The organism is Noviherbaspirillum pedocola (assembly GCF_016632335.1).
GTDB lineage: Bacteria > Pseudomonadota > Gammaproteobacteria > Burkholderiales > Burkholderiaceae_D > Noviherbaspirillum_A > Noviherbaspirillum_A pedocola.
This window is the reverse complement of sequence record NZ_JAEPBG010000008.1, coordinates 177,413-196,046: the sequence shown is the minus strand read 5'-3', so window position 1 is coordinate 196,046 and position 18,634 is coordinate 177,413. Positions and strand designations below refer to the sequence as shown.

The following is an 18,634-nucleotide window of genomic DNA, read 5'->3' as shown; positions in this document are numbered from 1 at the left end:
TGCGCATCATAGCAGCAATGGTTTCGGCAACATTGATGAAAAGCATTAGCCGAGCGCATGGGGATGCTGGCGTCAAGGCGCAAGCATCGCCCCAAGCTCGCGCGCGGCCCGCGTCATCGGCTGCAGGAATTTCCCGGCCATCGCCTTTTCCGACATCAGGCTGCCCTGGAGGATCACATTGATGCCTGCGACTTCATTGCCGGCAATGTCGCGCACCGGCACGGCCAGCGAACAGATTCGCGGTTCGAGCTGTTCCTTGGAATAGGCGTAGCCGTCTTCCCTGACCCTGGCAAGCGCCTCGCGCAAATCTTCCGGGCGGGTGAGCGTCTGGCTGGTGTAGGCATAGAACTTTCCGCCGGAAAGATAGGCTTCCAGTTCCTGCTCCGGCAGCCGGCTCAGCAACAGGCGGCCGATCGAGGTGCAATAGGCCGGCAGGCGCCGGCCGACGTTCAGCGCCGGCGACATCAGCGGCGAGGACGAGGCGCGGGCCAGGTAGACGATTTCCTCGCCGTCCAGCACCGCCAGCGAACAGGCCTGCTGCAATTCCTCGCCGAGCCGGTCCAGCACCGGCTGCGCCAATACCGCCAGGGGCGTAGCCGACAGGTAGGCATGGCCGATCGACAGCACCCGCGGCCGCAGATAGAAGCGGCGCGCTTCGTCCTGTGCTACGAAACCGAGCTTGACCAGGGTATGCAGGCTGCGCCGGGCGGCGGCGCGCGGAATGTCGGTGAGGTGGCTGACCTGGGCGATCGACATGCGCCGGCGCTTGTCGGCCAGCGCCTGCATGACAGCGATGCCGCGCGCCAAGCCGGTAACGAAATCCGGATCGTCGCCATACCGCGCCGTCAACTGCGCCAGCTGCGCATTGGCGTCCACGGGGATCGCCTCATGCTGTTCGCGCGGCGCGCGCGTCGCGCCGGCGTCCGGAGCCTGGGGAAGCGTCGAGCTCATGGTGTAGGGCTATGCAGTGTGGAAAGGTGCTGCGACGAGCGCAGCCGTTGCCTTCATCTTAACGCAAGCAGTGGGCGATATACGCACAAAACGTCGATTAACGACCTTTACGCTTGGGGGAGCGCTTCCTAACATGTTCATACCGAATGCATAACGAACACGACGACCCCATCACTGGCTGGAAATTACGCCACGCCCGATGGGTCCCCGGACGATGAACAGGAGACAGGCATGAACGGCAGCGACATCACACCATAAGGCGCGGCGAGCGCGACTCAACCGGCCCGACCGCGCCACCGCCACGTGCGGGACTCGCACAGCGGCACGGGTCGCATCACCCTTCGCGCAAAACGATGCATGACAAACCGCACACACGCCGGACGCGACGCCGCCCGGCCGCGAATCTTCCATTCCCGTTGGAGACAAGCATGAACAGCAACACCGCATCCTCTTCCCACGACACCGGCCAGGCCAAGAAGGCAACCGCCAGCGGCTGGATCGGCTCGGTCCTGGAGTACTACGACTTCTTCATCTACGCCACGGCGGCGTCGCTGATCTTTCCGCAGATATTCTTTCCGAAAGGCGATCCGAAAACCGCCATCGTCGCATCGCTGGCCACCTATGGCGTCGGCTATGTCGCGCGCCCGATCGGCGCCTTCTTCCTCGGCCACTGGGGCGACACGCGCGGCCGCAAGCATGTGCTGATCGTCTGCATGTTCCTGATGGGTTTCTCGACGATGGCCGTGGGCCTTCTGCCGACCTATAACCAGGTCGGCATGCTCGCGCCGGTGCTGCTGGTGGTGCTGCGCCTGATCCAGGGCTTCGCGGTCGCCGGCGAGATTTCCGGCGCCAGCTCGATGATCTGCGAGCATGCGCCGTTCGGTCGCCGCGGCTACTACTCCAGCTTCACGCTGCACGGCGTGCAGTTCGGCCAGATCATCGCCGCGGCGGTGTTCCTGCCACTGGCGCACTACATGTCCGAGGATGCCTTCAATTCCTGGGGCTGGCGCATTCCCTTCCTGCTGAGCTTCGTGGTGATCATTGCCGGCTACATCATCCGCAGCAAGGTCGAGGAAACCCCGGTGTTCCGGGAAGAGACCGCGACCGGCGCCCGTCCGAAGTCGCCGGTGATCGAGGCGGTGCGGCACCACTGGGCCGACATGCTGCGCGTGGTCGGCATGGCGCTGATGAACGTGATTCCCGTGGTCACCTCGATCTTCGGCGCAGCGTATGCGGTGCAGCCGGGCTATGGCATCGGCTTCTCCAAGGATGTCTACCTGTGGATCCCGGTGATGGGCAATATCGTCGCGGTGCTGGTGATTCCGTACGTCGGCAATCTTTCCGACCGCATCGGCCGCAAGCCGCTGATCATCGGCGGCGCGCTGCTCTCGGGCCTGCTGTCCTTCGCTTACCTGTATGCGATCAGCATCAGGAGCGTGCCGCTGGCGTTCGCGATCTCGCTGCTGATGTGGGGCGTAGTCTACCAGGGCTACAACGCGGTCTTTCCCGCCTTCTATCCCGAGCTGTTCCCGGCGCGCGCCCGCGTGTCGGCGATGGCGATCGCGCAGAACCTCGGCACGCTGATCACCGCGATGCTGCCGGCGCTGTTCGCCACCGCCGCGCCTCCTGGCGCGGACAATATTCCGCTGGTCGTCGGCGCCATCACCTTCGGCGTGACCGTGATCGCCGCGCTGGCCGCGCTCTCGGCCCGGGAAACCTACCGCGTGCCGATCCGCGATCTCGGCGAACCCGGCGCCGTGCCGATGGAAAAGCGCGAATACGAGCGCATGCGCTCGGAGAGCGTGGCCAACATGAAGGCGCCGGCTTGAGCGGCAGCGTTCATGGCCGGGCTGGCCTGCGCCGCCGCAGCAGCACGGCGCAGGCCAGCCCGGCGAGCGCGGCCAGCGCGGCGAACAGATACACCGCCGCATAGCCGAGCCGCGCCGCGACCAGGCCCGCCAGCGGCCCGGTCGCGCCCAGGCCGAGATCGAAGAACAAGGCGAACACGCTGATGGCCGAACCGCGGCTGGCGCCGGGCACCGGTTGCACCGCTACCATGCCCAGCGCCGGGAACAGCGGCGCGAAACAGAAGCCGGTGATAGCCACGCCGGCGAGCGCGGCCAGTGGCGAGGACGCCTGCCACAGCATCAGCAGCCCGAGGGTTTCGCCGGCGAAGGCGCAGAAGGCGACGCAATAGCCGCCAAAGCGCGGCGCGGCATCCGCCAGCAGCAGGCGCGCCAGCGCAAAGGCGATGCCGAGCACGGACAGCGCGAAGGCTGCATCGGTCCAGCCCATGTGCGCGTAATACAAAGCGATGAAAGACGTGATGGCGCCAAAGCCCATGCCGCCAAGCGCCAGGCAAAGTCCGAAGGGCAGCACGCTGGACAGCACCTGCGCAAATCCCATCCGCTTGCCGGGCGCAGGCAGCGCACCGCGGCTGCGCTGCGCCAGGACCAGGCAGAACGCCGCCAGCGCGGCGGTGGCGACGCCGATCGCTTGCCAGCCCAAGGACTGCGCCAGCCAGGCGCCGACCGGTGCGCCGGCGGCCATGCCGCCGAAGCTGGTCAAACCGTTCCACGAAATCACGCGCGCGGTGCGGCCGGCGCCGGCGCGGGCGATGCCCCAGGTGGTTGCGCCGGTCGTCACCAGGCTTTCGCCGACGCCGAGCAACAGCCGCGCGACGATAATGGTTCCCAGCGCTGGTCCGGCGGCGAGCCCGAAGCCGGCGGCCAGCATGCACACACCGCTGCCGGCGAACATGAGCATGCCGCGCTGCACCGCGATCTTCGGTCCGCGCACATCGCAGAGGCGCCCGGCCCAGGCGCGCGAGAGCAGCGTGGCCAGGTACTGGCTGCTGACTGCCGCGCCCGCCATCACCACGCCAAAGCCCAGTGTTTCATGCACCAGAGAGGGCACGACGGCGATCGGCAGGCCGATCAGGAAATAACCCGCCAGGTTGAACAGCAGCACCGCGACGACCTGGCGCGTCGTTGCGCTTGCGGCTGCATTACCGTGGTCGCAAGCATCCTGCCGCGCCGGCCTGCCTGCCAGTTCGGTTTCGGACCTTGCCCGGGTGCGCGGCCAGCCGCGTTCGAGTCGGGATGTCATTGCCTGTGAAAGATAGGGGGATGGTCTTCGTCGAGCGCGCAGATTACAGTGGAAGCTTCATTGAATAATCCCCGGATATGACAAGTCAGAATTCACGATTGCTGAATAACGATCCGCTGCTGCGCGACCTGGCCTTGTTCTGCGAGATTGCGCGGCGCGCCAGCTTCATCGCCGCGGCGTCCGAGCTCGGCATTTCCGCTGCGCACGCCAGCGGGCGCATCGCGGCGCTGGAAGCGATGCTGGGCGTGAAGCTGTTTCACCGCACCACGCGCCGCGTCAGCGTCTCCGAGGATGGCGAAACCGTGTACCGCTGGGCATTGAAGATCCTGGAGGATGTGGAAGGCATGACCGATGCGGTCGCCAGCGTGCGCAGCGAGCCGCGCGGCCTGCTGCGCATCAGCAGCAGCCGCCGCCTCGGCCATGCGCATCTCGCGCCCATCCTGTCGCTGCTAAGGCAGCGCCATCCGGGGCTGGAGACGTGGCTGGAATTGCTGGACCGCCGCGTCGACCTGATCGGCGAAGGCTTCGACATCGATCTGCGCGTCGGCGCGGTCGAGGAGCCGCACCTGATTGCGCACAAGATCGTCAGCAGCCGCCGCATCCTGTGCGCATCACCCGCCTATGTCGCGCGGCGCGGCATGCCGGCCGTGCCGGCGGACCTGGCGCGGCACGACTGCCTGGTGTTCCGCGATCGGGAAACGATGTTCGGCGCCTGGCGGCTGCAGGGCGACGGTGGCGTCGAGACGGTGAAGGTGAGCGGGCCGATGGCTTCGAATCACAGCGACATCGTGCTGCAGTGGGCGCTCGACGGCCACGGCATCATCATGGCCTCGGTGTGGGACGTGGCCGAGAGCCTGGATGCCGGCGCGCTGCGGCGCATCCTGCCGGGCTGGCACGATCCGGCCGATGTGTGGGCGGTCACACCGGCGCGCTCGACCGAATCGGCCAGGCTGCGGGTGTGCCTGGCCTTCCTGAAGGAACAGTTGACGCAGGGACCGTTCGCGCTGCGCGCCGACGCCGGCTGAGCGCGGCGCGCAGCCTGCGGGTTCACTGCTGTGCGCTGTCGCCCGATGCGGGCTTCTTCGCTCTTGCCTTGTGGTGCCGGGTCTTGCTCTGCTTCTTGCCATCGTTCGAGACGCCGCTGGCGGAAGTGTCGCCGGCGCCGGTGGGGGTGGTCGCGCCGGTGGCGCCGGGCGCCATCACATCGGCATTGGATGCGCCTGCGGCGCTGGAGGCATTGCCCTTGGCGCCGGCATTCTGCGCGCTAACGGGCAGGGCGAAGGATGCGGCCAGCATCATGGCGAAGAGAGGCGTTGCAAGCTTTCGGTTCATCGGTTTCTCCTGTGGCATTCCGTCATGGGACGTGCGGGGCATCATGCCAAACAAGTGCCGGCGCCGGTTTGCGCTTTTCGGCAGCATGTGGCGGGGAGTTGGCTGGAGTGCGTAGGTTGGGCTGACAAGCCCAACGGAACCTCGATCCCATACGAACACCCGTTGGACTTCCTGCGTCAGCCCAACCTACGCCTCTCCGCGCCGACGCAGCATCAGATCCACATCATCAGCGTGTTCGCCGTGCTCTGCAGCGCCGGCACGCAGCGCGCGATCGCTTCTTCGCGCGAGGCGCTGGCGGTGCTCATCGACACGCTGATGGCGCCGATCAGCATGCCATTGCGATTGCGCACCGGCACCGACAGGCCGCGCATGCCGACTTCATACTGGCTTTCCGTGACGCCATAGCCGAGTTCGCGTATCTCCTGCAGCTCGCGGTAGAAGCCCTCGCGATCCGTCACCGTCATGTGGGTATAGGCAACCAGCTCGGTGCTGTCGAGATAGGCCTGCACCTCGGCATCGGGCAGCGCCGCCAGCAGCACCCGGCCGGCCGTGGAGGTGTAGGCCGGAAGACGCGTGCCCGGCTCGAAGCCTGCCGTCACCAGCCGCGGCGCGATCACCCGCGCCAGGTACACCACGTCAGATCCATCCAGCACGGAAAAATTGGTCGACTCCTGCACCTGCTGTGACAAGCGCTGCAGAAAAGGCACGACCGCGCGCGGGAAATGTGCGGAATCAAGATACGAGCGACCCAGATTGAGCACTCTGGGCGTAAGCCAGAACAGCTTGCCGTCGGTAGCAGCCAGGCCGATATGCACCATCGTCAGCAGGTAGCGCCGCGCCGCTGTGCGAGTGATATGCGCGCGTTCGGCGACTTCGCTCGCGCTCAGGTAGCGGGCGTCGCCATTGAAGGCGTTGATCACTTCCACGCCCTTCATCAGGCCTTCGACCAGGTCGCGTTTCGGGATGTCGGGATGAATCGGTTGGCGTTCGGTCATGAGAAAAATCGCAATTTGAGCGCATCGCGTTCGGAGTGCGCGATTATCGCGCAAGTCTTCCATAGCGTGCTATGTCGCACCCCGGCGTTTTCCTATACTGGCCGCGAAATGTGGAGACAGGCATGAGCATTCACGAAAACAATCCCGAACCGAACAACCCGCTAGGCATGGACGGCATCGAGTTCGTCGAGTACGCGACCTCCGAGCCGCTGGCACTGGGCGCCATCCTTGAAAGAATGGGTTTCGCGCAGACCGCGCGCCATCGCTCGCGCGAAGTCGCGCTGTACCGCCAGGGCGGCATGAACGTGATCGTCAACGCCGATCGCGAATCCTGGCTGTCCGCCGGCGAGGATGCACAGTCCACCGTGCTGTCCGGCATCGCGCTGCGGGTGCGCGACGCCAACCACGCCTACCGCCACGCGACCGCGCTGGGCGCCTGGCCGATTCCGACCCGCGCCGATGCGATGGAGCTCAACATTCCCGGCGTGCACGGCGCCGGCGGCTCAGTGATCTATTTCGTTGACCGCTATACCGACTTCTCGATCTACGACGTCGACTTCAAGCCGCTATCGAATGTGAGCGCCGCCCCCGCGGCCCTGGCCGGCATGCACTTCTTCGGCGTGGTGCAGTCGGTGCGGCGCGACCGCAGCCAGCAATGGGTCGACTTCTATGCGCAGCTGATGGGCTTCCGCGTGCTGCCCGAAGGTCGCTATTTCGGCATCCTGCCCAAGGGCACGCTGCTGGAAAGCCCGTGCCGCAAGTTTTATCTGCAACTGATCGAGCCGCCCGAAGGCGGCGACGATGTGCTGTGGGAAGAGGAATTGATCCGCCTTGGAATCGGCACGCCGGACGTGGCCGCGGCCACCGCCGAGCTGGCGCGGCGCGGCGTGGTCTTTGTCGACCGCGAGCCGGTGCAGCCGAGCGAGAAGGGCGCGCTGACCCAGCTGTTTCGCGGCGGCGTGAGCTTTGAACTGGTGAAAAGCCATCTGAACACCGGAGCGGCATCATGAACCTCTCCAGCTTCGGCATGGACACCATCACGCTGCCCGGCAGCCTGGAAGCCAAGCTGCTGGCGTCGAAGGCGGCCGGCTTCGCGCAGATCATGCTGTGGGCGCGCGACCTGGTGGCCTATCCGGGCGGCGTCGACGCGGCGGCGAAACTGGTCAAGGCCAGCGGCCTGCGCGTGACCGGCATCCAGGTCATGCGCGATTACGAGGGCCTGTCGGGCACGCTGCATGAATACAAGATCGATGTCGCCAAGAACATGCTGCGCATCTGCAAGGCGGTTGGCGCGCCGATGCTGATGATGTGCTCGTCGACCTCCACCCATGCCAGCGGCGACATCGAAGTCATCGCGCGCGACCTGCGCAAACTGGCCAATCTGGCGGTGCCGCTGGGCGTGAACGTCGGCTATGAAGCCCTGTCCTGGGGCCGGCATGTGAACCATTACCTGCAATCCTGGGAAGCGGTGCAGCTGGCGGACCATGCCAATCTCGGCGTGGTGATCGACTCGTATCACATCCTCGCCAACGACGCCGCGCTCGACGACCTCGCCGACATCCCGGGCAGCAAGATCGCAATGGTGCAACTGTCGGACTTCATGTGGCGCGAGATCCGCAGCGCGGAGGAGCGCATCGAAACCGCGCGCCATCTGCGCGTGTTTCCCGGCGAAGGCGAGCATGCGCGCGAACTGGCCGAGATCGTGCGTCACCTGTACCGCGCCGGCTATGACGGCGACTACAGCTTCGAGGTCTTCAATGACGACTATCTGCAGATGCCGCTGGATGTGGTGGCGGCGCGAGCGCGGCGCTCGGCGAAATGGGTGACGGACCAAGTGCTGCGCAAAAGCCTCGGCGTGCGCGAGCCGCAGGCCGCGCAACTGGCGCGCGTAGCGGAAGCGGACTGAGGGCAGCGCCGACCTTCTTCGAAGCGCGCGCCGCATGCGCATCTGAACTTGATGCAACGGGAAACTCCAATGAATGAAAGAAAGCTGCTGGTGGGCCTGATCGGCGCCGGCATACAGAAATCCTTGTCGCCGGCGATGCACGAGGAAGAAGCGCGCCACCATGGCATGCGGCTGTTCTACCAGATCATCGACCTCGATGCCGCCCGCGCGAGCGTCGACGATCTGCCGACATTGATCCGCGCCGCGCGCATCATGCGTTTCGCCGGCCTGAACATTACCTATCCGTGCAAGCAGGCCGTGATACCGCTGCTGGACGACCTCTCCGACGAGGCCCGCGCGATGGGCGCGGTCAACACCGTGGTGAACGAAGATGGTCGCCTCATCGGCCACAACACCGATGGCTGGGGCTGGTCCTGGGGCTTCCGGCGGCAATTGCCCGATGCCGACCTGTCGCGCGTGGTGCTGCTCGGCGCCGGCGGCGCAGGCGCGGCGATTGCTCATGCAGTCCTGCGCCTGGGCGCGCAACACCTGGTGCTGGTGGACCAGGACCCGGCGCGCGCGCAGGCGCTGGCCGAGAACCTGAACGCCCTGTATGGCGCGCACCGCGCCAGCGCGCAGGCGCACATTGAGGCGGCGCTCCAAGGCGCAACCGGGCTCATCCATGCCACACCGACCGGCATGGACAAGCTGCCCGGCATGCCGCTGGATGCGTCGCTGCTGCATGCCGGCCTGTGGGTATCCGAGGTGGTGTATTTCCCGCTGGAGACCGCGCTGCTCAAGGCCGCGCGCGCGGCCGGATGCAAGGTCGCGGATGGCGGCGGCATGGCCGTGGGCCAGGCTGTCGGCGCCTTCCGCCTGTTCACCGGCGAGGAACCGGATGCGGCGCGCATGGATGCGCATCTGCGCGCGATGGTGGCGGGCAGTTCGTAGGTTGGGCTGACAAGCCCAACGGAAGTCCGCACGGGAGCAGGCTTCCTGTTGGGCTTGGCAGCCCAACCTACGCGCCTTAGGTTGAGCTGACGAAGTAAGCCCACCATGCCGGCGGCCCGCAAGCGTTCGATGTTGGGCTTGGCAGCCCAACCTACGAAACAGGAATCAAAAAACAACGGAGACAAGACATGAAAACCATCCTCGTCCTGAACGGACCCAACATCAATCTGCTCGGCCGGCGCGAACCGGCCATCTACGGCAGCCAGACCATCGCCGATGTCGAGCGCCTGTGCCGCCAGGCTTGCGAAGACCGCGGCTATGCGCTGGACTTTCGCCAATCGAATCACGAAGGCGTGCTCATCGACTGGGTGCAGCAGGCTGGCATCGACCAGGCCGAAGGCCGCGTGGCCGGCGCGGTGTTCAATGCCGGCGCCTATACCCATACCTCGATCGCATTGCATGACGCAATCAAGGGCGCGCAACTGTCGGTGGTCGAGCTGCACATCTCCAACGTGCATGCGCGCGAACCATTCCGGCATCAATCCTGGCTGTCGCCGGTGGCCGAAGGCGTGATCTTCGGCTTCGGCATCGCCGGCTACACGCTCGCGATCGAAGCAATCGCGATGCGCGAACGAATCGTCTGAACGGACGGATTTACCGGCCGCGCCAGGCATTGCCCTTGCCCGAACGCGGCCACAACCATAACGACAAACCAAAACTTTTGAGGAGAAGACCTTGAAGAAGAAGCTGTGCGCGTACAGCGTGTTCTGCGCCCTCGGCCTTGCGGCCGCATCCAGCCATGCGCAATCGAACGTCACCATCTACGGCGACATTGATCAGTACATCGGCTACATCAAGTCCGCCGGCGGTCATTCCATCGTCGGCCTGAACGATGGCGCGATCCTGCGCAGCCGGCTCGGCTTTCGCGGCGTCGAAGACCTGGGCGGCGGCCTGCAGGCGAAGTTCAATCTCGAACAGGGGCTGGCCGCGGACTCCGGCACCGCAGCCGACAGCAGCCGCCTGTTCGACCGCCAGGCCTGGGTCGGACTGGGCACCGCGAACCTCGGCGAATTCCGCCTGGGGCGGCAGAACACCGAGATCTTCTTCATCGGCGGCGCGATCGATTACACCGAGCGCACCACCTTCGGCTCCATCATCAATACCTTCGGCGTGCCCTCACGCTATGACAATGACATCTCGTACAAGTCGCCGCGCATCGCCGGCTTCCAGTTCAGCGCCCACTATGCGCTGAAGGAAACCACGACCGAAGCCGCCGGCCAGCGCGGCGTGGGCCAGCTGGCGCTGGACTACAGCAACGGCCCGTGGCGCTTCGGCTATGCCGGCCTGGCAGCCAAGCCGGCGTCCACTGCGAAGTTCGACAACGCGGTGCAGTACCACAACCTGTATGCGAACTGGGACTACGGCAAGGGCAAGGTCTACCTGGCCTATGTACGCAGCAACAACATCACCGGCAACGGCGCCGGCGGCGTTACCGCCAACAGCAATGGCCTGACCGCCGGCACCATCCTCTCCAACGTCAGCATCCCGAACAACAGCTTCAACGGCAATGACCCGAACGTCCAGCGCTTCTACAACGTCTACCAGATCTCCGCGGATTATCGGGTGACGCCGCAGCTGCGCGTGGGCGCGCTGTGGGGCACGATGATCGACACCTCCGGCGGCGACGCCGGCGCGCATGGCGGCAACGTCGGCGCCTATTACGACCTGTCCAAGCGCACCACGCTGTACGGCTTCGCCAACTGGATGAAGAACCAGCCGAACGCGGGCTTCCGCTTCAGCGGTTCGGCCGGCCCGTCTGCCAACCTTGCCGGCGCCGACATCAACGGCCGCAACCTGACCGGTCTGCAGGCAGGCATCCTGCACCGCTTCTGATTCATTCCACCTCGCGCGGCCGCCATGCACGCGGCCGCGCGCTACACGGAGACAAGCATGTCCAACACGAATGCGAGCGCGGGGGCGACCAGGTCGCCGCGCAAGGCGGCGCTTGCCAGCTGGATCGGCAGCGCGGTCGAGTACTACGACTTCTTCATCTACGGCACCGCCGCGGCGCTGGTGTTCAACAAGATCTTCTTCCCATCTTTCGATCCGAAAACCGGCACGATCGCGGCCTTCGCCACCTTTGGCGTGGGCTATGTGACGCGGCCGCTGGGCGCGGTCGTGCTCGGCCACATCGGCGACAAGTTCGGCCGCAAGCGGGTGCTGACCTTCACGCTGCTGCTCATGGGACTGTCGACCTTCCTGGTCGGTCTGCTGCCGACCTACGATGCGATCGGCATCTTCGCGCCCATCCTGCTGGTGGTGCTGCGCATGCTACAGGGCGTGTCGGCTTCCGGCGAGCAGGCCGGTGCGAATTCGATGACGCTGGAACATGCGCCGGCGCACCGCCGCGCCTTCTTCACCAGCTTCACGCTTTCGGGCACGCAGGCCGGGCTGATCCTGGCGACGATGGTGTACCTGCCGATCTCAGCGATGCCCGAAGCCGACATGCTGTCCTGGGGCTGGCGCGTGCCGTTCCTGCTGTCGGCGGTGGTGGTGGCAGTGGGCTTCTGGGTGCGGCGCACGCTGCCCGAGACGCCAGCCTTCGAAGAAGAAAGCCGCGCGAAGAAGCAGTCCAAGCTGCCGATCGCCACGCTGTTCCGCGAGCAGCGCGCCTCGGTGCTGCGCGTGATCTTCGCCGCGCTGGTGTCGGTGGTCAGCACCATCTTCAGCGTCTTCACGCTGTCCTATGCGGTCAACACCGCGCATATCCCGAAGCCGACGATGCTCAATGTGCTGGTGTTCGCCAACATCATCGCGCTGGCGGCGATCCCGGCCTGGGCCACGCTGGCCGATCGCATCGGCAGAAAACCGGTCTTCATCTTCGGCGCGCTCGGCTCGGCGGCGCTGATCTGGCCGTACATCTGGGCCATCAGCCGCGGCGACATCACGCTGATATGGGTGTTCGGCCTGCTGCTGTCCGGCGTGGTCTACAGCGCGGCCAACGGCGTGTGGCCGGCGCTGTATGGCGAGATGTTCGACACCCGCGTGCGCCTGTCCGGCATGGCCATCGGCACGCAGATCGGCTTCGCGCTGGGCGGCTTCGCGCCGACGATCTCGGCAGCCTTGATGGGAACCGGTCCGAACGGCTGGATGCCGGTGGCGGCCTTCACCACCGCGACCTCGCTCATCGCCGCCATTTCGGCCGCTACCGCGCGCGAGACCTATCGGGTGCCGATGCATGAGCTGGGGCAGTCGGGCGAGACGCGGCAGGCGACGGTTGGAGGCAGCCTGAAGGCCTGAGCTTTTGCCTCTGGGCGCCTGGCAGACGCGGGACTTTGCCGGAAACGGGGCAATTGACACATCCGGCAACCCTGCCTAATATGATGCGCATCATATTAGGCAGGGTTGCCGGGCGCACAGCCTCAGCCTTAGCCTTAGCCTGTACAAGCCAAGCCGTCCTTCGGGCGGCTTTTTCTGACCGGTAAATATGACGTTCATCATATGAGTCGGTCGTTTAATCGTGGGTGATCCAGCATGAACGCAACGAACAGTTCGGAAGTCATTGCAAATATCAGCCAGGTGGCCGATGCCTTTCTGACCCCGAAGCCACCGAAGGAGCGGCTGCCGCTGTCGCTGCCCCACGGCGAGACGCTGTTGTTGAGCACGCAGGAGGGCAGGGTCCGCATCCTGCGCGCCGGGGAAGGGCCGGCCGTGTTGCTGCTGCATGGCTGGGAAGGGCAGGCATCGGACATGGCCGCGTTCGCGCCGCCGCTGCTGACCGCTGGTTTCACGGTGCTGGCGATGGAGCTGCCGGCGCATGGAGGCTCATCGGGAACACAGGCATCGATACCGGATCTGGCGCGGGCGCTACAGGCCGTTGCCGACGCGCTCGGTCCGCTGCATGCGGTGATTGCCCATTCCATGGGCGGCGCCGTGCTTGCCGAAGCGCTGCATGACGGCATGCAGGCGCAGCGCGTGGTGCTGATCGCGGCGCCGGCTCGCTATGAGCGCTATGCGCGCGCCTTCGGCGCGGCGGCCGGGCTCGACGCTGATGGGATCGAGGCGATGCTGGCTGAGCTGCGCGACGCCAGGGGCGTGGATGTGCGCAGTATTTCCTTGCCGGCGCGCGCGCCCGCTCTGCACCAGCCGGCACTCTTCATCCACTCCGGCGACGATCGCGTCGTGCCGATCGAGGACAGTCTCGCCTCCGCGTCGGCCTGGCCCGGCGCCGGGCACAGGCGCGTCGAAGGGCTTGGACACCGGCGGCTATTGCGGGACCAGCAGGTGGTTGAAGAGGCCGTGCGCTTTGCCACGCTCGGCAGGGCATAGGGCGCACTACGCTTTGCCATCGCACCCGGTGCACTGCCGGGCGCCACATGCCACGCGCAGCGCGCACGTCACCTCATGCCTGCCCGCGCTGCAGATCCTGTAGCCACTGCCCATGGCTCGGCATCGCTTCCACCAGCGATGCGATCGCGCTGCGCAGCGACGCCAGGTAGTCCTCGATATCCCCGCTGTCGACTACATCGAGGATCGCCGCATAGCCTTCCGGCTCGATGCCCTGGCCCTGCAATACCTGCACCCAGTTGCGCTCGGTGAAGATCTCGGGATTGTCTTCGGCGATGCGTCCCTGCGCCCGGTACAGGCGGATGCGCTTGGCAAGGCTCTCGGGGATCTCCATGGTGCGGCAGTGATTCCAGAACGCCGTGTCGTTCCTGCGCGTGGCGTGATAGTGCAGGATCACGAAGTCGCGCACATGCTCGTATTCCTGGCGGCTGCGGCGATTGAATTCGGCGATGTCTTCCAGGCTTTGCCGCTGCGCCGGGAAGAAGGCGAGCAGCCGCGAGATCGCCGTCTGCACCAGGTGGATGCTGGTCGATTCCAGCGGTTCGAGAAAGCCGCCGGCCAGGCCGATGGCCACGCAGTTGCGGTTCCAGGCGCGGCGCCGCATGCCGGCCTTGAAGCGCAGCGTGCGCGGCGCAGCCAGCGCTTCGCCATCGAGATGGCCCAGCAGCGTGGCGACCGCTTCATCCTCGCTCACATGCAGACTCGAATGCACATAGCCGTTGCCGACGCGATGCTGCAGCGGGATGCGCCACTGCCAGCCGGCGCCATGCGCGCTGGCCCGGGTATAGGGCAGCGGCCCACCGTTCGATGCCGAAGGCACGAACACGGCACGGTCGCAGGGCAGCCAGTGCGACCAATCCTCATAACCGGTATGCAGCACTTCCTCGATCAGGCGGCCGCGAAAACCGGAACAGTCGACGAAGAACTCGCCGCTGACCACGGCGCCGCCTTCCATGACGAGCGCCGCAATGTCGCCGCTGACTGGGTCCTGCCGCACGTCCACCACGCGGCCTTCGACGCGCTTCACGCCACGCGCCTCGCTGTAGCGGCGCAGATAGCGCGCATACAGGCTGGCGTCGAAATGAAAGGCATAGGCCAGGTTGTCCAGCAGCGGATGCGATTCATCCGGCCGCATGAACTTGCCGGCGCTCGCCGCCGCGCGGGTAATCGAATAGGCGGACAGCTCATGCGCATGACCATGCCGCCGCATCTTCTGCCAGACCTGCTCGAAGCTGGCGATCTGGATATCGCTGGGAAAATGGCCGAAGGCATGCATGTAGCGATTGCCGATATCGCCCCAGTCGATGAATTCGATGCCGAGCTTGAAGGTGCCTTGCGTGGCGCGCAGGAAATCGTCTTCATCGATGTCCAGCATGCGGTTGAACAGCGTGATGGCGGGGATCGTCGCTTCGCCGACGCCGACCGTGCCGATGTCTTCCGACTCCACCAGCGTGACGGACACCCTGCCGTTGAGCGCGCGCGACAAGGCCGCGGCGGTCATCCAGCCGGCGGTGCCGCCGCCGAGTATCACCAGTTCGCGTATCAGTTCCTGTCCCATGACCCCTCCCTCATGTATGGATAACGAAGCGCTCAGTCGGGCAGGATTTCCAGCACCGCCACTTCGAGGTGCTGTCCATCCCTGGCATGCACATGCATCGGGAAGCGCCCGGTGTGGCTCAGCGTCAGCGGCAGGCTCAGCTCGTGATTGGCGGCCACTGGCACATCGTTGGTGTAGCCGTGTATCGCCAGCATGCCGTCATAGGGCACGGAAACCCGGAAGTCGACCGCTTCGTTCTTGCGCAGCCGCCATACGCCAGGGGCGGCATCGCTGCCGGGCGCGATGCTGATGCGTATCGTGCGCGGCGCTGTGCTGGCAGCAGGCGTTACGGTCCCCGCAACCTGCGCATGCCCGGCATGCGGCGCCGCCGCATCGTGGCTGCCATCGGGACGCATGGCGGCATAGCTCGCGGCCAGCACGATCATCAGGCCGCCCAAGCCCATTCCGAATGATTTCGACATCTGCATTGCCGTCTCCTTGTCGTTGTAATCGGTGTTGCCGCGTTCGTGGATCAGGATGCGGCCGTGGGTAGCGCCACTTGTCCGGAAGCGATCGGCAGCGACAGTATCCACAGCCCGGCCGCGGTCAGGCCCACCATCAGCAGCAGCATCGGCAGCTGGCTGAGCGCGGCCCGGTAGGCGCTGCGGAAGGTCCGCATGGCTTCGATATGCGCGAGATAGACGCTGACCACATGGCCTATGAGGATCAGCCCGACCTGGGTATGCCAGATCACGTTCGCATCGAGCAGGATCGGTTGCGCTGCATAGCCGGCGGTCCCGAACAGATTCCAGCCCAGGCCGAAGGGATCGGAAATCTGCCTGAAGAAGGCGGGCCCCTGCGACAGCAGCAGCGTGTAGTAATGCGTGACGTGATAGACGAAGGCAATCGGCACCAGCGAAAACGCGAAGCGCAATGCCAGCCTGCGTACCGTCTCCGTGCTTGCGGTGAGCATCCTGGCGAGCTTCAGGAAGACGAGATAGCACAGCAGGTAGAGCATGGGTGACAGGAACAGCGCCAGCGACTGCCAGTGATGGAACACCCGCGCCGCAACGGCAAAGGGTTGCTTGCTGCCTGCCGTGATGATCGGCGCAATCAGCGGGTAGATGCCGGCCCAGAAGAATTCCGACCATGGCTGCGATTCATGCATGCCGTCATAGGCCGTGGAGGACAGCATGAACAGTACGAACACCGCCAGGCTCACATGCTCGGCTTCCTGTTCGAGCAGACCGGTGAAGGGCATGCGCCACTGCATGCGGATCGTGGGGGACGTGCCTGGCTCGCCATGGAGCAGCCGCACCGGCGCCATCATCGCGATCAGGCGGAGGAATACCGCGAGGAAGTCGCCATAGCGGAACCAGGCCTCCTTGCCGAACAGCGCCGCGCCGAGCAAGCCGATCGCGGTGTAGAGCAATAGCGCGATCGACAGGCTGCGCGGCGTGGTGTGGCCGAACAGTTCCAGCCAGATGAAGGCCATGTACAGCGCCAGCGCCGGGTAATAGCCAAGCAGAGCGGCGGGATAGCGCAGCCGCGCGCGGAAAGCCGAGGGCAGGAGCCGCTCGATCCAATCGCACAGCGTGCGCCAGGGATTGAGCACGCCGTAGAGATCGCCGCACAGGGCGACCAGGTAGGAGAAACCCAGTACGAAGACGATCCAGAAGAAGGTCATGTTGAAGTTCGCAAACGGATTGCGCGTGCCGAACAGGCCGGTGGCAATGCACAACGCGAGCAGCAGCACGCCTGCCATGCGCAGTGCGGCGAGCAGCGCGCCCGGCATCAGCCACGACGATGTCGCGCTTTTGGCCGGCGTGATGCCGCTTACGGACGTGACGTGCATGAACGGCAGCCGAGCCATCAGCCCGATGATGACGAAAGACAGCACCAGGGCCGCGCAGGCGCCCCAGGCATACAGCGCGAAAGGCACCGGCAGCGTGTACGGCGCGGCGAAGGAATGCGCCAGCGCCGGCAGCGGCATGGCCGCCGATGCGGCCAGGATGCAGAAACGCTTGAGTCTCATCGTCAGAACCTCGGGCTGTATTGGCGTCATCAGGAAGCTCCTCAATGGCTGACTATCGAGATCAGCCGCACAGCCCGCCATGCATCGCCATCCTTCTCGGCGATGATGCCGAGCTCGTCGTAGGGCGCATGCCTGAGCTTGGTCGCTGCGATGGCGCGCCTGCCATCCGAGCCGGGCAGGACATGGATCACGTAAGGCAGTACCGGCGATGCGGCCGGACCCTGCTCCTGCAACGGGTAATACGCGTCCTGCAGACGCGGGTAGCGCGCATAGGCGCCGGGCGCGGTCGCTAGCCTGTCTATGCTTGCCAACTGTTTCTTGTTGAATGGCGCCGCGGCATGCGCCAGCTCCGCCGCAGCGCCATGGTCTCGCAGTCGCCACAACTTGAGGCGTGCCGCAAGTTCGCGCTGCGCGTCCGAGCGGATCGTTGAGCCGACCGCATGCTCCGGCTTGTCTGTCGCCAGCCAGTCGCTGAAAAAGCGGTCGAAGAAATGCTTGAGCTCCTCGCTCACCTCGTATTGCCGCGTCTGCGGGGCTTCCAGCGGTACCAGACGCGCGACGTGCCAGCCGGCCTGAAAGCCTTCGCCGCCGTCGGGCAGCGACACCGTGCCGAGAAAGCTCGTGTCCTCGATGCCCCGCGAGCGGAACCAGGCGCGTTTCTGCGCCTTCGTCGATGCGTTGATGAAGCCGTCGAGCTGCCGCATTACCGCCTCAGACGACTCGGCCCGGCGCTGCTCGCGCGCGATCGGCGCATAACCGGTGAGGAATTCATAAGTGGCCGCGGCCATCGCGCGGACATCGCCAGGCCAAGGCGACGTGAGATCGGCGCGATGCGCATTCCAGCCGCCTCTTGCCGCCGGCGCGGCCCAGGCCAGCTCGGGGCTGCAGGGTATGGCCTTGTCGGCGAAGTCGGGCGTGTCCGGCTCGCCCTGGTAAGCCCAGGAGTCCTGCAGCAGATGCAGGCCCTGGCCCAGCCGCAGCAGCATGGATTCGGCCTTGCCTTCCGCTGCCGCAGCCAGCGCCGCTTCGGCGCCGCGTCGCGCTGCGCGGCTACCCGCGACGATGGCGCGCTGTTGCGGCGACGCCGGCGGCTGCGCCTGGGCCGCGAAGTGGTATCTGGCCGCGACTTCCGAGCCTTCCTGGTGCCGTCCCAGGCAGGCGTATTCGAGCGTGAGCTCGATGCTGTCCATGGTTCCGGAATCGCTGCGCTGGTTGCCGACCGCGATGGTGTCGGCCTGCTGCTCGCTGTAGCCCGCCTTCAGCGCCAGCCATTTCGTCAGCCCGAAATGGACATCGCTTTCATAGGCCTGCGCTGCGAACGGTAAAACGAGTAGCGCGGCAAAAAGTATGCTTGCTGCCTGCTTCATTGGCGCCTTTGTATCGTGAGTACTGTCGATCCGGCGCGCGCGTGCGCGCGCGCTTCGGGCATCCGGGATGCCGCCCCGCCGCTGCGGGCCAGGCCATGCATGGCGGGGCGGTGGATCAAGGCTGCC

Annotated in this window: 17 protein-coding genes; 9 read left to right on the top strand and 8 right to left on the bottom strand. The window is 65.8% G+C overall.

Annotated features, from left to right (window positions below):
* Nucleotides 1–72: 72 nt before the first annotated feature.
* Entirely contained in the window at nucleotides 73–951 is an 879-nt protein-coding gene (locus JJB74_RS18820) for an IclR family transcriptional regulator domain-containing protein (protein ID WP_200594347.1), read from the bottom strand.
* Between the two features lie 428 nt (nucleotides 952–1,379).
* Here JJB74_RS18820 and JJB74_RS18815 point away from each other — a divergent pair, with 428 nt between their 5' ends.
* Nucleotides 1,380–2,780 (top strand): MFS transporter, encoded by a 1,401-nt coding sequence (locus JJB74_RS18815; RefSeq protein ID WP_200594345.1) that lies wholly within the window; start codon nucleotides 1,380–1,382, stop codon nucleotides 2,778–2,780.
* 10 nt (nucleotides 2,781–2,790) lie between these two features.
* On the opposite strand, the gene JJB74_RS18810 is transcribed toward JJB74_RS18815, so the two are convergent.
* Nucleotides 2,791–4,059: an MFS transporter gene (locus JJB74_RS18810; protein WP_200594343.1), complete on the bottom strand. Its 1,269-nt coding sequence runs from the start codon at nucleotides 4,057–4,059 to the stop codon at nucleotides 2,791–2,793.
* 77 nt (nucleotides 4,060–4,136) lie between these two features.
* Between JJB74_RS18810 and JJB74_RS18805 the strand changes: the two genes are divergently transcribed.
* Nucleotides 4,137–5,084, top strand: a complete 948-nt coding sequence (locus tag JJB74_RS18805) for a LysR family transcriptional regulator (protein WP_200594341.1) — start codon at nucleotides 4,137–4,139, stop codon at nucleotides 5,082–5,084.
* A 22-nt stretch (nucleotides 5,085–5,106) separates the two neighbouring features.
* Here JJB74_RS18805 and JJB74_RS18800 read toward each other — a convergent pair whose 3' ends face one another.
* Entirely contained in the window at nucleotides 5,107–5,391 is a 285-nt protein-coding gene (locus tag JJB74_RS18800; RefSeq protein ID WP_200594339.1) for a hypothetical protein, read from the bottom strand.
* A 212-nt stretch (nucleotides 5,392–5,603) separates the two neighbouring features.
* Nucleotides 5,604–6,386, bottom strand: coding sequence for an IclR family transcriptional regulator domain-containing protein (locus tag JJB74_RS18795; protein WP_200594337.1), 783 nt, complete (start codon nucleotides 6,384–6,386; stop codon nucleotides 5,604–5,606).
* Between the two features lie 122 nt (nucleotides 6,387–6,508).
* On the opposite strand from JJB74_RS18795, the gene JJB74_RS18790 reads away from it, so the two are divergent.
* The 7 genes from JJB74_RS18790 to JJB74_RS18760 all read left to right on the top strand — a co-directional run bounded on the left by JJB74_RS18790 (nucleotide 6,509) and on the right by JJB74_RS18760 (nucleotide 13,551).
* Nucleotides 6,509–7,396: a 4-hydroxyphenylpyruvate dioxygenase gene (locus JJB74_RS18790; RefSeq protein ID WP_200594335.1), complete on the top strand. Its 888-nt coding sequence runs from the start codon at nucleotides 6,509–6,511 to the stop codon at nucleotides 7,394–7,396.
* Entirely contained in the window at nucleotides 7,393–8,292 is a 900-nt protein-coding gene (locus tag JJB74_RS18785; RefSeq protein WP_200594333.1) for a sugar phosphate isomerase/epimerase family protein, read from the top strand. The genes JJB74_RS18790 and JJB74_RS18785 overlap by 4 nt, the downstream gene beginning before the upstream one ends.
* Before the next feature lie 69 nt (nucleotides 8,293–8,361).
* Entirely contained in the window at nucleotides 8,362–9,222 is an 861-nt protein-coding gene (locus JJB74_RS18780) for a shikimate dehydrogenase (RefSeq protein WP_200594331.1), read from the top strand.
* 188 nt (nucleotides 9,223–9,410) lie between these two features.
* A complete protein-coding gene (gene aroQ / locus JJB74_RS18775) occupies nucleotides 9,411–9,866 on the top strand; it encodes a type II 3-dehydroquinate dehydratase (RefSeq protein ID WP_200594329.1) in 456 nt (151 codons plus the stop codon).
* A gap of 91 nt (nucleotides 9,867–9,957) precedes the next feature.
* Entirely contained in the window at nucleotides 9,958–11,115 is a 1,158-nt protein-coding gene (locus tag JJB74_RS18770) for a porin (RefSeq protein ID WP_200594327.1), read from the top strand.
* A 57-nt stretch (nucleotides 11,116–11,172) separates the two neighbouring features.
* A complete protein-coding gene (locus tag JJB74_RS18765) occupies nucleotides 11,173–12,522 on the top strand; it encodes an MFS transporter (RefSeq protein ID WP_234484287.1) in 1,350 nt (449 codons plus the stop codon).
* A gap of 234 nt (nucleotides 12,523–12,756) precedes the next feature.
* Nucleotides 12,757–13,551, top strand: a complete 795-nt coding sequence (locus tag JJB74_RS18760; protein ID WP_200594323.1) for an alpha/beta fold hydrolase — start codon at nucleotides 12,757–12,759, stop codon at nucleotides 13,549–13,551.
* A gap of 73 nt (nucleotides 13,552–13,624) precedes the next feature.
* On the opposite strand, the gene JJB74_RS18755 is transcribed toward JJB74_RS18760, so the two are convergent.
* The 4 genes from JJB74_RS18755 to JJB74_RS18740 are packed head-to-tail and all read right to left on the bottom strand — an operon-like array spanning nucleotide 13,625 to nucleotide 18,508.
* The gene (locus JJB74_RS18755; RefSeq protein WP_200594321.1) at nucleotides 13,625–15,127 is read right to left on the bottom strand and encodes a tryptophan halogenase family protein; all 1,503 of its coding nucleotides are present in this window, start codon (nucleotides 15,125–15,127) and stop codon (nucleotides 13,625–13,627) included.
* Nucleotides 15,128–15,159: 32 nt separating this feature from the next.
* Nucleotides 15,160–15,594, bottom strand: a complete 435-nt coding sequence (locus JJB74_RS18750; RefSeq protein ID WP_200594319.1) for a hypothetical protein — start codon at nucleotides 15,592–15,594, stop codon at nucleotides 15,160–15,162.
* A gap of 44 nt (nucleotides 15,595–15,638) precedes the next feature.
* Nucleotides 15,639–17,171, bottom strand: a complete 1,533-nt coding sequence (locus JJB74_RS18745; RefSeq protein ID WP_200594317.1) for a hypothetical protein — start codon at nucleotides 17,169–17,171, stop codon at nucleotides 15,639–15,641.
* Between the two features lie 11 nt (nucleotides 17,172–17,182).
* Nucleotides 17,183–18,508: a DUF6765 family protein gene (locus JJB74_RS18740; protein WP_200594315.1), complete on the bottom strand. Its 1,326-nt coding sequence runs from the start codon at nucleotides 18,506–18,508 to the stop codon at nucleotides 17,183–17,185.
* Between the last annotated feature and the right edge of the window lie 126 nt (nucleotides 18,509–18,634).

Excerpts from the sequence above, each read along its gene's own strand:
- JJB74_RS18765 (WP_234484287.1), top strand. The coding sequence starts at position 11,173 with ATGTCCAACACGAATGCGAGCGCGGGGGCGACCAGGTCGCCGCGCAAG.
- JJB74_RS18820 (WP_200594347.1), bottom strand. The coding sequence starts at position 951 with ATGAGCTCGACGCTTCCCCAGGCTCCGGACGCCGGCGCGACGCGCGCG.
- JJB74_RS18740 (WP_200594315.1), bottom strand. The coding sequence starts at position 18,508 with ATGAAGCAGGCAGCAAGCATACTTTTTGCCGCGCTACTCGTTTTACCG.
- aroQ (WP_200594329.1), top strand. The coding sequence starts at position 9,411 with ATGAAAACCATCCTCGTCCTGAACGGACCCAACATCAATCTGCTCGGC.
- JJB74_RS18790 (WP_200594335.1), top strand. The coding sequence starts at position 6,509 with ATGAGCATTCACGAAAACAATCCCGAACCGAACAACCCGCTAGGCATG.
- JJB74_RS18755 (WP_200594321.1), bottom strand. The coding sequence starts at position 15,127 with ATGGGACAGGAACTGATACGCGAACTGGTGATACTCGGCGGCGGCACC.
- JJB74_RS18760 (WP_200594323.1), top strand. The coding sequence starts at position 12,757 with ATGAACGCAACGAACAGTTCGGAAGTCATTGCAAATATCAGCCAGGTG.
- JJB74_RS18815 (WP_200594345.1), top strand. The coding sequence starts at position 1,380 with ATGAACAGCAACACCGCATCCTCTTCCCACGACACCGGCCAGGCCAAG.
- JJB74_RS18785 (WP_200594333.1), top strand. The coding sequence starts at position 7,393 with ATGAACCTCTCCAGCTTCGGCATGGACACCATCACGCTGCCCGGCAGC.
- JJB74_RS18805 (WP_200594341.1), top strand. The coding sequence starts at position 4,137 with ATGACAAGTCAGAATTCACGATTGCTGAATAACGATCCGCTGCTGCGC.
- JJB74_RS18795 (WP_200594337.1), bottom strand. The coding sequence starts at position 6,386 with ATGACCGAACGCCAACCGATTCATCCCGACATCCCGAAACGCGACCTG.
- JJB74_RS18745 (WP_200594317.1), bottom strand. The coding sequence starts at position 17,171 with ATGACGCCAATACAGCCCGAGGTTCTGACGATGAGACTCAAGCGTTTC.
- JJB74_RS18750 (WP_200594319.1), bottom strand. The coding sequence starts at position 15,594 with ATGCAGATGTCGAAATCATTCGGAATGGGCTTGGGCGGCCTGATGATC.
- JJB74_RS18810 (WP_200594343.1), bottom strand. The coding sequence starts at position 4,059 with ATGACATCCCGACTCGAACGCGGCTGGCCGCGCACCCGGGCAAGGTCC.
- JJB74_RS18780 (WP_200594331.1), top strand. The coding sequence starts at position 8,362 with ATGAATGAAAGAAAGCTGCTGGTGGGCCTGATCGGCGCCGGCATACAG.
- JJB74_RS18800 (WP_200594339.1), bottom strand. The coding sequence starts at position 5,391 with ATGAACCGAAAGCTTGCAACGCCTCTCTTCGCCATGATGCTGGCCGCA.